We start from the raw sequence: 12,998 nt of genomic DNA on the forward strand, positions 1-12,998 counted from the left end.
GAGCCATGCAAGCCCTGATCTTCGATGTCGACGGTACCCTTGCCGATACCGAGTCCGCGCATCTCCAGGCCTTCAATGCGGCGTTTGCCGAAGTCGGCCTCGACTGGCGCTGGGACGTGGCGCTCTACACGCGGCTGCTCAAAGTGGCCGGCGGCAAGGAGCGGCTGCTGCATTACTGGCGCATGGCGGACCCCGAGGAAGCCCGCGGGAGCCAGGTGCGCGAGACCATCGAGGCGGTGCATGCCATCAAGACCCGTCACTATGCCGAGAGAGTCAGCGGTGGTGCGCTGCCGTTGCGCCCGGGCATTGCGCGGCTGATCGAGGAGGCCGGGCAGTCCGGCATGCCGATCGCGATCGCCACTACCACTACGCCGGCCAACCTAGATGCGCTGCTGCGCGCGCCGTTGGGCGTAGCTTGGCGCCAGCGCTTCGCCGTCATCTGCGACGCAGGCACCACCGCCGAGAAGAAACCGGCGCCGGATGTCTACCTGGCCGTGCTGGACCGGCTCGGCCTGGACTCGGCAGACTGCCTGGCGGTGGAGGATTCCGAGAATGGCTTGCGCGCCGCGCTGGCCGCGGGCATTCCCACCGTCATCACACCCACTGCCTATACCTCGCAGGACCGCTTCGACGGTGCGCTGCTGGTGCTCCCGCATCTGGGCGATCCGGAAGAACCCATGCCGCAGCACCTGCCGGGCGCGGACCACCGCTGGGCCGACCTGGCCGCTCTGCGCCGCTGGCATCGCGGCACCTTGTTCGAGGCAGCTTGATATGCATACCCATGACCATGCAAGCGGGAAAGGCACGGCGATTCGCCTGGCGCCGTCGATCCTGTCCGCAGACTTCGCGAGGCTGGGCGAGGAAGTGCGCGCGATCGAGGCGGCGGGTGCCGACCTCGTGCACTTCGACGTGATGGACAACCACTATGTGCCGAACCTGACCATCGGCCCGCTGGTTTGCGAGGCGATCCGTCCGCATGTGTCCATCCCCATCGACGTGCACCTGATGGTGGAGCCGGTCGATGCGCTGATCCCGATGTTCGCCAAGGCCGGCGCGTCGATCATCACCTTCCATCCGGAGGCTAGCCGTCATGTCGACCGCACCCTCGGACTGATTCGCGAGCATGGCTGCAAGGCGGGCCTGGTGTTCAATCCGGCCACGCCGCTGGACTACCTGGCGCATACGCTGGACAAGCTCGACATGGTGCTGCTGATGAGTGTGAACCCGGGCTTCGGCGGTCAGAAGTTCATTCCCGGCACGCTCGCCAAGCTGCGGGAGGTACGCGCGCGTATCGACCGGCACACGGACGCAGGCGGTCAGCCGGTCTGGCTCGAGATCGACGGCGGCGTGAAGCCCGACAACATCGCGGATATTGCCCGGGCGGGCGCGGATACCTTCGTTGCCGGCAGCGCGGTGTTCGGCGCGCCGGATACCGACGGTGGCTATCGCGCCATCCTGCGGCATTTGCGCGAAGCGGCGCAGACATAGCGCTGCCCAGGCACGCCAAGCAAAGACAGATAAAAAGAGGAGACCTGCCATGCCACATCAAAACCAGCCACACCGAATGACCTTGACGCAGTTCCTGATCGAGGAGCGCCGCCGCTATCCGCATGCCAGCGGCGGCTTCAACGGCCTGATCCTCAACGTCGCCATGGCATGCAAGGAGATTGCGCGCGCCGTCGCGTTCGGCGCGCTGGGCGGCCTGCATGGCAGCGCCGACGGCGCCGTCAACGTCCAGGGCGAGACCCAGCAAAAGCTCGATGTACTGAGCAATACCACCTTCCTGCGCGTCAACGAGTGGGGTGGCTACCTGGCCGGCATGGCGTCGGAGGAAATGGCGGCCCCTTACCAGATTCCGTCGCAGTATCCGCGGGGCAAGTACCTGCTGGTGTTCGATCCGCTCGATGGCTCATCCAATATCGACGTCAACGTCTCCGTGGGCAGCATCTTCTCCGTGCTGCGCGCGCCGGAGGGCGTGGATGCGGTGTCCGAGCTGCATTTCCTGCAACCCGGCACGGCGCAGGTAGCCGCCGGCTACGCCATCTACGGGCCCACCACCATGCTGGTGCTGACCGTGGGCAACGGCGTCAACGGCTTCACGCTCGATCCCAACCTGGGCGAGTTCTTCCTCACCCACGCCAACCTCACGGTGCCCGCGGACACGCACGAGTTCGCCATCAACACCTCAAACAGCCGCTTCTGGGAGGCGCCGGTTCGGCAATACATCTCCGAGTGCGTGGCCGGCCGGACCGGGCCGCGCGGCAAGGATTTCAACATGCGCTGGATTGCCTCGATGGTCGCCGAGGCGCACCGCATCCTGATGCGCGGCGGCGTCTTCATGTACCCGCGCGACAGCAAGGACCCGGCCAAGGCCGGCCGCCTGCGCCTGCTGTACGAGGCCAATCCCATCGCCTTCCTGATGGAGCAGGCCGGCGGGCGCGCCAGCACGGGCCGGCAGCCGCTGATGTCGGTCCAGCCCAGCGCCTTGCACCAGCGCATCGGCGTGGTCTTCGGCTCGCGCAACGAGGTGGAGCGGATCGAGCGCTATCACAGCGAGCCGCCCGGCGCCGAGCTTCCCAATCCCCTGTTCAACGAACGCAGCCTGTTTCGCGTTCCCGCCTGAGGTGCCCGGACATGTCCGAACGCTATCCCATCATCGCCATTACCGGCTCCTCCGGCGCCGGCACCACCTCCGTCACCCGCACCTTCGAGAACATCTTCCGCCGCGAAGGCGTGAAATCCGTGGTGATCGAGGGCGACAGCTTCCACCGCTACAACCGCGCCGAGATGAAGGTCAGGATGACCGAGGCAGAGCAGAGCGGCAATATGAACTTCAGCCACTTCGGCCCTGGCACCAATCTCTTCGGTGAGCTGGAAAACCTGTTCCGCACCTATGCCGAGTCCGGTACCGGCATGCGGCGCCGCTATCTGCACAACGCCGACGAGGCCGCCCCCTTCCAGCAGGAGCCGGGTACCTTTACCGCCTGGGAGCCGTTGCCAGAGGACGCCGAGCTGCTCTTCTACGAGGGCCTGCACGGCGGCGTGGTGACGGACGAAGTCAATGTGGCCCGCTATCCCGACCTGCTGATCGGTGTGGTGCCGGTGATCAACCTGGAATGGATCCAGAAGCTGTGGCGCGACCAGAAGCAGCGCGGCTACTCGAGCGAGGCGGTGACCGACACCATCCTGCGGCGCATGCCTGATTACGTGAACTACATCTGCCCGCAGTTCTCGCGCACCCATGTGAATTTCCAGCGCGTGCCGTGCGTGGATACGTCCAACCCGTTCATTGCCCGGGAGATCCCCGCGCCGGACGAAAGCATGGTGGTGATCCGCTTCGCCAACCCGAAGGGGATCGACTTCCAGTACCTGCTGAGCATGGTGCACGACTCCTTCATGTCGCGGGCCAACACCATCGTGGTGCCCGGCGGCAAGATGGAACTCGCCATGCAACTGATCTTCACCCCCTTTGTGCTGCGCATGATGGAGCGCCGCAAGCGCGCCGACGAGTAAGGAGCCGGCCATGAACGCACCAGAATGTATCGATCCGGCGGCGCGCTGCGCCAACGCACTGCGCTTCCTTGCCGCCGATGCGGTGGAGCAGGCCAGGTCCGGCCACCCGGGCGCGCCCATGGGTATGGCCGAGATGGCCGAGGTGCTGTGGCGGCGCCACCTGCGCCACAATCCCGCCAACCCGGCGTGGCCCGACCGCGACCGCTTCGTGCTGTCCAACGGCCATGCCTCCATGCTGCTGTACGGGCTGTTGCATCTGAGCGGTTACGCGCTGACGATGGCGCAGTTGCGGCAGTTCCGCCAGTTGCATTCGAGCACACCGGGGCATCCGGAAGTCGGCCACACGCCGGGCATCGAGACCACTACCGGCCCGCTTGGGCAGGGACTGGCCAACGCGGTCGGCATGGCGTTGTCGGAGAAGCTGCTGGCTGCCCGCTTCAATCGCGCCGGGCATACCATCATCGACCACCACACCTATGTGTTTCTCGGCGATGGCTGCCTGATGGAAGGCATTAGCCACGAGGCGTGTTCGCTGGCCGGAACATTGAAGCTCGGCAAGCTGATCTGCCTGTACGACGACAACGGCATCTCCATCGACGGCGAGGTGTCGGGCTGGTTTGCCGACGATACGCCGCGGCGCTTCGAGGCCTACGGCTGGCATGTGATCCCGAACGTCGATGGCCACGATACCCGCGCCATCGATGCGGCCATCCGCCAGGCCAAGGCGCAAGGCGAGCGGCCCACGCTGATCTGCTGCAAGACGGTGATCGGCAAAGGTGCGCCAGCCAAGGCCGGCGGGCATGAGGTGCATGGTGCGCCGCTGGGCCCGCAAGAGATCGCCGCCATGCGCGAAGCGCTGGGCTGGGACGCCGAACCCTTCGCGGTGCCGCCAGACGTGGCCGCCGCCTGGGACGCGCGTGCGCTGGGTGCCGGGCGCGAAGCCGACTGGAACGCGCGCTTCGCCTGGTACAGCACGGCCCATCCTGAGCTGGCCGCGGAGTTCCTGCGCCGCGATCAGGGCAAGTTGCCGGAAGCGTTCGAGGCCGGGCTGATGGCCTTGCTCGAAACGCCATCGGCCCTGCACGGCAAGATCGCCACGCGCAAGGCATCGCAGCTCACGCTGGAAGCGCTGACCGCCGCCTTGCCGGAACTGCTGGGCGGCTCGGCGGACCTGACCGGCTCCAACCTGACCGACGTGAAGGCCTCGGTCTGGGTCAACCATGCCGGGCAGGGCAACTATGTCAGCTACGGCGTGCGCGAGTTCGGCATGGCGGCGGTGATGAACGGCATGGCCCTGCACGGAGGGCTGATTCCATATGGCGGCACCTTCATGGTGTTCTCCGACTACTCCCGCAACGCCATCCGCATGGCCGCGCTGATGCGGCAGCGGGTGATCCATGTGCTTACCCACGACTCGATCGGCCTGGGCGAGGATGGGCCTACCCACCAGCCCGTCGAGCATGCGGCGAGCCTGCGGCTGATCCCGAACAACCAGGTCTGGCGCCCCTGCGACGGCGTGGAAACCGCGCTCGCCTGGCTGGACGCGGTGCAGCGCGGCGACGGGCCAAGCTGCCTGCTGCTGTCGCGCCAGGCGCTGACACCGTTCGCGCGCGATGCCGGGCAACTTGCCGGCATCCGGCGCGGCGGCTATGTGCTGCAGGATGTGGAGGCGCACCAGGCGGTGCTGATCGCCACCGGTTCGGAAGTGGAGATCGCCATGCGCGCGGCCGCCCACCTGGCCGAGGAAGGGATTCGCGTACGGGTGGTGTCGATGCCCTGCGTGGAGCGCTTCCATGCGCAGGATGCGGCCTACCGGGAAGCGGTGCTGCCGGCCGGCGTGCCGCGCGTCAGCGTGGAGGCCGGCGTCACCTGGCCCTGGCGCGCGGTGGTGGGCGAGCAGGGCGCCACCGTGGGGATCGACACCTTCGGCGCTTCGGCGCCGGCCGATGCGCTGTACCAGCACTTCGGCCTGACGCCGGCGCGGGTCGCGGATACGGCGCGCGCTCTGCTGGGGAGGCCGTGATGCGCATCGCACCGGACCTGCCTTACACCGCGGTGCTGGTCGACCTCGACGGCACCCTGGTCGATACGGCGCACGACATCGTGGAGGCCGCCAACCGCATGCTGGACGAACTGGGCCGCGCGCCATTGCCCTTTGACACCATCAGCGGTTTTATCGGCAAGGGCGTGCCCAATCTGGTGCGGCGCGTGCTGGAGACCGCGGCAAGCGGCGATCGGGATGGCGCCGATTCCGCCGAGGCGGTGTTCCACCGCCACTATGCGGAAGTCAACGGGCACCTTGGCCGCGTTTTCCCCGGCGTGCAGACCGGGCTGGCGGCCTTGCAGCAGCAGGGCTACCGGATCGCGTGCGTGACCAACAAGCCCAGGGCGCTGGCAGCGCCGCTGCTGGCCGTGACCGGGCTGGCCAGGTACCTGGAGGTCCTGGTCGGCGGCGACTCGATCGCGCGGATGAAGCCGGACCCCGAGCCGCTGCGCCATGCTTGCCGGCTGCTGCAGGCTGATGAGAGGCGCAGCGTGCTGGTTGGCGATTCGGCGGTTGACGTGGCCGCGGCGCGCGCGGCGGGCATGCCGGTCTTCCTGGTGCGGTACGGCTATGCCGGCCCCGGCGGCGTTGCCGCGCTGGGTGGCGATGCGGTGATCGATTCGCTGGAAGACGTGCCGGCGCTGCTTGCGCCCGCGCGCCGGATGCTGGCCTGAGTCGGGCAGGGAGAGCGAAGCAGACCCACGATGGATCAAACCGCGCAGAGACCAGATAACCACACGCCTACCACATCCGCCAGGACCCACACCATGCCCCCCATCGGTAAAGTACAGACCCTATCGTCCTTGCTCACCGGCAGCGACCTCACCGGCAAACGCATCTTCATCCGTGCCGACCTCAACGTCCCCCGGGACGCCGCGGGCGAGATCACCGACGACACCCGCATCCGCGCCTCCGTGCCCGCCATTGAAGCCTGCCTGCAAGCCGGCGCGTCGGTCATGGTGACTTCCCACCTGGGCCGGCCGGTGGAGGGCGAGCCCGATCCGCGCCAAAGCCTCGCGCCGGTGCGCCGCCGCCTCTCGGCGCTGCTGAGGCGCGAGGTGCCGCTGCTGGCCGGTTGGGTCAACGGCGGCTTCGATGTTCCGCCCGGCCACGTGGTGCTGCTGGAGAACTGCCGCGAGAACAAGGGCGAGAAGTCCAACTGCGAGGAACTCTCCCAGAAGATGGCCAGGCTGTGCGACATCTACGTCAACGACGCCTTCGGCACCGCCCACCGCGCCGAGGCAACTACCCACGGCATCGCCAGATACGCGCCAGTGGCCTGCGCGGGCCCGCTGCTGGCCGCCGAGATCGACGCGCTGGGCCGTGCGCTGGGCCAGCCGGCGCGCCCGCTGGTCGCCATCGTGGCGGGCTCCAAGGTTTCGACGAAGCTCACCATCCTCAAATCCCTGGCCGCCAAGGTCGACCAGCTGATCGTGGGGGGCGGGATCGCCAATACCTTCATGCTGGCGGCTGGCCTGAAGATCGGCAATTCCCTCGCCGAGGCGGGCCTGGTGGCGGAAGCCCGCGCCATCATCGGCATGATGGCCGCGCGCCGCGCGGCGGTGACCATTCCGGTGGACGTAGTGTGCGCCAAGACGTTCAGCGCCACTGCCGCCGGCACTGTGAAGCGTGCGGAAGACGTGGCGGACGACGACATGATCCTGGATCTCGGCCCGGACACGGCAGCGCAACTGGCCAGGCAGCTCATGGCTGCCGGCACCATCGTGTGGAACGGGCCGGTGGGTGTGTTCGAGTTCGACCAGTTCGGCAATGGCACGAGGGTGCTGGCCGAAGCCATTGCCACATCGAAGGCGTTCTCGATCGCCGGTGGCGGCGATACGCTCGCGGCCATCGCCAAGTACGGTATCGCGGAGCAGGTCGGCTATATCTCGACAGGTGGCGGCGCCTTCCTGGAATTCCTGGAGGGCAAGACACTGCCGGCCTTCGAGGTGCTGGAGCAGCGGGCGGCCGCCTGACGGGCGCCCATGCAATACCGAATTCACCGAATCAGCGTCAACTTACGGAGTTCCATCATGTCACTCGTATCCCTGCGCCAGTTGCTCGACCACGCGGGAGAGTTCGGCTACGGCGTGCCGGCTTTCAACGTCAATAATCTGGAGCAGATCCACGCCATCATGGAAGCCGCCGAGGAGACCGACAGCCCGGTCATCCTGCAGGCCTCGGCCGGCGCGCGAAAATATGCCGGCGAGGCCTACCTGCGCCACATGGTGCTGGCGGCGGCGGAGACACATCCGGATATTCCCATCGTGCTGCACCAGGATCACGGCTCCAGTCCGGCGGTGTGCCAGGCCTCGATCCGCTCCGGCTTCACCAGCGTGATGATGGACGGGTCGCTGCGCGAAGACATGAAGACCCCGTCGGACTACGATTACAACGTCGGCGTGACCCGCCGCGTGTGCGAGATGGCACACGCCGTAGGAGTATCGGTGGAGGGCGAACTGGGCTGCCTGGGCTCGCTCGAAACCGGCCAGGCCGGCGAGGAGGACGGCGTCGGCGCCGCCGGCATCCTGTCGCACGACATGATGCTGACCGATCCGGAGCAGGCGCGCGACTTCGTCGCGCGCACCGGCGTGGATGCACTAGCGATCGCCATCGGCACCAGCCACGGCGCCTACAAGTTCTCGCGCAAGCCCACCGGCGACATTCTGGCGATGGACCGCATCCGCGCGATCCATCAGAAGATTCCCGACACCCACCTGGTGATGCATGGCTCCAGTTCGGTGCCGCAGGAGTGGCTGGAGATCATTCGCCAGTACGGCGGCGATATCAAGGAGACCTACGGCGTGCCCGTCGAGGAGATCCTGCGCGGCATCAAGACCGGCGTGCGCAAGGTGAATATCGATACCGATATCCGCCTGGCGATGACCGGCGCAATCCGCAAGTCGCTGTCCGACGACCGCAGCGAGTTCGATCCGCGCAAGGCCTTGCTGGCGGCCAAGAAGGGCGCCAAGAGCGTGGTGCGGTTGCGCTTCGAGGCGTTCGGCTGTGCGGGACAGGCCTCGAGGATCAAGCCGGTGCCGTTGGAAAAGCAGGTGCAGCGCTACCGTTAGGCGTCGGTGATACGGGCGGAGATTCGGGCGGGGAAGCGAATGCTAAGCGTGCTGCTGCCGGCTGTGCGGGCCCTTGAATAGAGACGCCGCGATGCCGCCGGTGCCGCGAAGTCCGTCGTGACGCGTCTTGAGCAGGGCCAGGATCTGCGCGCTGCGCGTGCGCAGTCCGGCTTCGGTCTCGGCCGCCGTCCGCCCGGCGGCCGAGACGGAACAGAAGGGGTGGCCGGCGGCCACGTAGCTGCCGGGCACGGGAATGTCGTGGCACCAGCCGGTGCGCATCAGCGCGGCGGTGAGCGTGGCGTTGATCCGCGCCGGCGCTTGCGAGAAGACGACTTCAAAGCCACGCACGCCGGCCTGGCCTGCGGCCGGGCGCGCGGGTATTTCTCCACGGCAGGCTTGCAGGTGCGCGTGCATCAGGCCGAGCGGATAGGCATCGGCATAGAGCGCCATGCTGGCTGGCGGACGCGGGTTGACTTCAAGCACCATCAGGTCCGGCGCATCGAACAGGAAGTCGATGCTGTTGAGTCCAACCAGGCTGGTTTCGCGTGCGATGCAATGGATGATATCGACGAGGCGCGAGACGATGCCTGGAGGCAGTATTGCCGGCCCGGTCGCGCCGCGGAACAGGTAGGGACAGTCGTGATGCGACGCAATGCGCTGCAGGCTGATGCCAACCAGATCGACGCCGCGGCGGTGGGCGACGAATAGCGCGGACATCGGCAGGCCGGGTCTTTGCCGCTGGAAGTATGGGGTGGTGTCGGCGGTATCGGCGGCGATGGCGTGCTCGGAAGCCAAATGCCGGATGTGGTAGCCGCCGGTGCCGCCGACAACTTTACATAGCCAACCTGTCGGATCGCGCGGCATCTCCACGGTGGTTTCCGGATGCGGAATGCCGAGTGCGGCCAGCAGCCGGAAAAAGGCGCCGGGCTGCTTGACGCCGCGTACGGTGGCGGCGCTGTTGCCGAGCAGCGGCAACAGTGCATGACCGGCATCGAGCAACTCCGGCAGTTGTTCGAAGCCGCTGCCGGCGACCCAACCAGATGGGTGTTCGGTGTCGCGCATCCGGCGCAGCGCGGCGAGCATATGTTCTCCATCGATCGCCATCGAGCCGGCAGCGCCGATGGGCTCCCAGTGGGCAGCGATGTGACGGGTGTCGGCGTCGCCGAAGAGATCCAGCGCGGCCACGCGCAGGCCGGCTTGCGCGGCGGATTCGGCCATCATGCGGGACGAGAGGGCGGCGACGATGAGGGTTCGGGTTGGCATGGTGAGTGAGGGGGCGGCTTAACTTGGGTAACGATGAGGTCGGGAATGGCTAGATCCCGCACGTGATGCGGTGTCGGCGCGGTGTCGGGCACCAGGCCGGTCAGGAAGGCGGCCTTCAGTGCGCATTCCTCGAATTCCGATTCGGCCTCGCTATCGAGCACAATCCCGGCTCCGACCCCCATGCGGCCCGGTCGCACGCCGCCACGGGCAGGGCCAAGCACCAGCGTGCGGATGGCGACCGACAGGCAGAAGCTGCCGCAGGCACGCGCCGAGCCGGGAGCCGGAGCGTCGGCCCACCCTATGGCGCCGGTGTACAGGCCCCTCGGACTGGTTTCCAGCGCGGCGATCAGTTCCATGGTGTGATGCCGGGGTGCGCCGGTAATGGAGCCGCAGGGAAACAGGGCGCGCAGGAGGGCCGGCATTGACACGGCCTCGGGCAGGACCGCTTCAACGGTGGAGGTCATCTGGAACACGCTGGCGTAAGGCTCGATCGAGAACAACGCCGGCACCCTGACCGAACCGATTTGCGCCACCCGGCCCAGGTCGTTGCGCAGCAGGTCGACGATCATCAGGTTCTCGGCGCGGTTCTTGGCGTCGGAGGCCAGCATGCGGGCAATCGAGCGGTCTTCGGCCGGGGCCGCGCCGCGCCGCGCGGTGCCTTTCATCGGGCGCGCGGTGAGCCTGCCGTCTTCATGACGCAGGAACAGTTCGGGAGAGCAGGACAGGATGAAGGGCTGCTGCGCGTCGTGGGGCAGGGCGATCAACGCCCCGTAGGCTACCGGCTGGCGGGCGCGCAGGCGGCGGTAGAGGCCAACCGGGGACCCCGAGGCCTCGAAATCGATCCGGTAGGTGTAGTTGACCTGGTAAGTTTCGCCGGCGCGCAGCGCTTCCTGGATGCGGGCGATTGCGGTATGGAAGGCGGGGCGGTCGACGCTCGGTTGTAGTGCACCGACACGGGCCGGAGAAGGCGGTGCGCCGTCCATGCTGGCCAGCCAGGCATCCACCTGCTCGCGCGAGAGCCGGGCCAGCTTGCGGAAAAGCAGGATGCGCAGGGCAGGCTCACGCGGCCCCGTCGCCGCGAGATGACCAAGCCCATGGAGTGCCATGCCCCATTCGTAGTCGCCCAGCAGCACCGCGTGGGCGCCGCCGCGCATCGCGGCATCGGCCTCCTGCCACGCCTGCGCCAGCCCGGCCGGATCCGTGCAGCGGATCTCGCGCAGAAAGCCGGTGTACAGGCGGCTGGTGGGCTGGCCCGGCGTGGCGGTGGCGTCGTCGAGCAGCGCGTAGCAATCGTCGCCCGCAGCTGGCGCGTCGGCATGGGAATGCGGCATGGCGGACTCCTTCCAGGCCGGGTCGGGAACGGCTTGCCGGGCCTTAGTCAACGATCAGCAACTCGCCCCTGCCATCCACGGCGAGATCGCCCACCAGCCGCCGTGGCCGCAGCGCGGGCAAGGCCGTAAAGGGTCCGCCCGCGCGGGCCAGGTGGCGCGCCAGCAACGTCCAGAACACATCGAAATTGCCGTCGGTGCGCACGAAGGTGGCGCGCGCCTGCGGCCTGGCGCTGAGCAGCACGATGGTGCCGCGGCGCATGCCGTAGGCCAGATGTGTCCCGACGGCACCGGCAACCGCAATGGTGCCTGCGACCATGCGCGAGGCCGTGAAGTCCCCGGTGTTGCCCGCCACCATCGCGGTGCCGCGCCGCATGCGGTCGCCGAAGCGGTCGCCGGTGTTGCCGCCGATCACGAGCGTGCCGCCGCGCATGCCGTCCATGTCGCCTGGCAGCGCGGCGGCGGCGAAGTCTCCGGCGTTGCCGCCGATGACGACTTTGCCGCCGGCCAGCGCCGCTGCGGCAAAGTCGCCGGCATTGCCGTTCACGCGCAGCGTGCCGTCTTGCATGCCGCAGCCGAGGTAGTCGCCCGCGTTGCCGTCGACCCGCAGCGTACCGCCCGACATCTGCCAGCCGATACGGTCGAAGCGACCCAGGTCGCCTTCAAGCGTGAGAGCGGGCTCGCCATCGCCGCCGTGGGCCTGCACGGTAAACAGTTCGCCAAGGGCGATGCGCTCGTTGCCATGCCACAAGGGCAGGCGCGCTACCGCGTCCGGTGCCATGCCGGCCAGGGCGGCTGGCGTCAGCTGGCGCAGGTCAACCCGCAGCGCCGGGGCGTTGGCGAGGCGCAGGGTCAGGCCGCTCATGCGCATTCTCCCTGGCTGGCAAGCCGGTGCAGGTGAAAATGGAAGGGCCCCAGCTTGCCGCCGTAGTTGCCGGCGGAAACGCGCGCCAGCCCCGCGGCGGCGCCTCGCTCGGCGAGTGCCGCGATCCCGGCCCGCATGGCGGCGGCCACGTCGGCTTCCGTCAGGCCGTCGATCACGATCTCCAGCACGCAGCGCACGGTGGACCCAAGCTGGCTGCCGGCGACCAGGCCAGCCAGGCTGGGGCAGAACGCGTCGTTGGTGGAGGCATGCATGCCGGCGTATCTGGCGCCGACCTTCGAGCCGGAACGGACCACGCCACCGGGAAAGGGCATGATGATATTGGGAACCTGGCGCATTGCCGCCACCGCGGCCTCCGCCGCGGCCAGCGCGCTGTCGGTGTCGCGCGCCAGCATCAGCAGGTTGCCGCCGCCCACCGCCTTGACCACCGCCGTGGTCTCCTGGCAGACGAACTCGCCGTCCATCACCGGCACGCGCCAGTAGCGCACGCCGTCGATCATCTTGGCGATCTGCCAGCCGTCGCCGAAAAAGCGCAGGTTCTTGCCCAGCGGGATGGCCTCGCCTTCGGCCAGCCCCGCATACACCGCCGTGGTGGGGCAGGTCAACACGCACTGGCCGACGCGCCGCTCGACCTGCTTGGCCAGTTCCTTGCCCGACATCGAGAACAGCAGCACCGCCACGCCGGGCCGTCCGTCGGGCGAGTCGGCCGGCGCGATCTCGCGCTCGATGCCGGCCTCGCAGCCGCATGCGATCACCGAGGTGGCGAAGCCCGTTAGCGCGGCTGCGGCATGCCGGGCCCAGGTCAGGTTATGCGCAGTGACCAGCAAGCGGGTTGCCTTCATCGGAAAGGCTTCCGCGAAGGTGTCGTCGATGGTGAGTCCGTTGATCAGCATGCG

General features: G+C 68.0%; 12 protein-coding genes. 8 read left to right on the forward strand and 4 right to left on the reverse strand.

Translation table 11 applies throughout. The annotated features are described in order from the left end of the window. Positions 1-5: 5 nt before the first annotated feature. The 8 genes from AC1DS6_RS00935 to fba all read left to right on the forward strand — a co-directional run bounded on the left by AC1DS6_RS00935 (position 6) and on the right by fba (position 8,628). The gene (locus AC1DS6_RS00935) at positions 6-770 is read left to right on the forward strand and encodes an HAD family hydrolase (protein WP_441631629.1); all 765 of its coding nucleotides are present in this window, start codon (positions 6-8) and stop codon (positions 768-770) included. Between the two features lies 1 nt (position 771). Beyond that, entirely contained in the window at positions 772-1,488 is a 717-nt protein-coding gene (gene rpe, locus AC1DS6_RS00940) for a ribulose-phosphate 3-epimerase (RefSeq protein WP_441631631.1), read from the forward strand. A 49-nt stretch (positions 1,489-1,537) separates the two neighbouring features. Continuing rightward, positions 1,538-2,623, forward strand: a complete 1,086-nt coding sequence (locus AC1DS6_RS00945) for a class 1 fructose-bisphosphatase (RefSeq protein ID WP_477101736.1) — start codon at positions 1,538-1,540, stop codon at positions 2,621-2,623. Positions 2,624-2,634: 11 nt separating this feature from the next. Then, on the forward strand, positions 2,635-3,513 hold the full coding sequence (locus AC1DS6_RS00950; protein WP_035873561.1) for a phosphoribulokinase: 879 nt from the start codon (positions 2,635-2,637) through the stop codon (positions 3,511-3,513). Positions 3,514-3,523: 10 nt separating this feature from the next. Then, the gene (gene tkt / locus AC1DS6_RS00955) at positions 3,524-5,536 is read left to right on the forward strand and encodes a transketolase (RefSeq protein WP_477101737.1); all 2,013 of its coding nucleotides are present in this window, start codon (positions 3,524-3,526) and stop codon (positions 5,534-5,536) included. Beyond that, positions 5,536-6,231 carry a phosphoglycolate phosphatase gene (gph, locus tag AC1DS6_RS00960; protein ID WP_441631637.1) on the forward strand — a complete coding sequence of 232 codons (696 nt, stop codon included), beginning with the start codon at positions 5,536-5,538 and terminating at the stop codon, positions 6,229-6,231. Before tkt ends, gph begins: the two co-directional genes overlap by 1 nt. A gap of 93 nt (positions 6,232-6,324) precedes the next feature. Then, positions 6,325-7,533: a phosphoglycerate kinase gene (locus AC1DS6_RS00965; protein WP_477101738.1), complete on the forward strand. Its 1,209-nt coding sequence runs from the start codon at positions 6,325-6,327 to the stop codon at positions 7,531-7,533. Between the two features lie 57 nt (positions 7,534-7,590). Further along, on the forward strand, positions 7,591-8,628 hold the full coding sequence (gene fba, locus AC1DS6_RS00970) for a class II fructose-bisphosphate aldolase (RefSeq protein ID WP_441631641.1): 1,038 nt from the start codon (positions 7,591-7,593) through the stop codon (positions 8,626-8,628). A gap of 42 nt (positions 8,629-8,670) precedes the next feature. Here the strand turns inward: fba and AC1DS6_RS00975 are convergent, their stop codons facing one another. From AC1DS6_RS00975 to fhcD, 4 genes are read right to left on the reverse strand one after another with little or no spacing between them, the layout of a single operon-like run. Continuing rightward, positions 8,671-9,891, reverse strand: coding sequence for an ATP-grasp domain-containing protein (locus tag AC1DS6_RS00975; protein WP_477101739.1), 1,221 nt, complete (start codon positions 9,889-9,891; stop codon positions 8,671-8,673). Next, complete coding sequence (gene pabB, locus AC1DS6_RS00980; RefSeq protein ID WP_477101740.1) at positions 9,846-11,222, reverse strand: aminodeoxychorismate synthase component I; 1,377 nt, start codon at positions 11,220-11,222, stop codon at positions 9,846-9,848. Before pabB ends, AC1DS6_RS00975 begins: the two co-directional genes overlap by 46 nt. A 43-nt stretch (positions 11,223-11,265) precedes the next feature. Continuing rightward, on the reverse strand, positions 11,266-12,084 hold the full coding sequence (locus tag AC1DS6_RS00985) for a formylmethanofuran dehydrogenase subunit C (protein WP_477101741.1): 819 nt from the start codon (positions 12,082-12,084) through the stop codon (positions 11,266-11,268). Further along, positions 12,081-12,995 (reverse strand): formylmethanofuran--tetrahydromethanopterin N-formyltransferase, encoded by a 915-nt coding sequence (gene fhcD, locus AC1DS6_RS00990; RefSeq protein WP_441631649.1) that lies wholly within the window; start codon positions 12,993-12,995, stop codon positions 12,081-12,083. Before fhcD ends, AC1DS6_RS00985 begins: the two co-directional genes overlap by 4 nt. Positions 12,996-12,998 lie beyond the last annotated feature (3 nt).

The organism is Cupriavidus sp. 05L310, assembly GCF_056398185.1.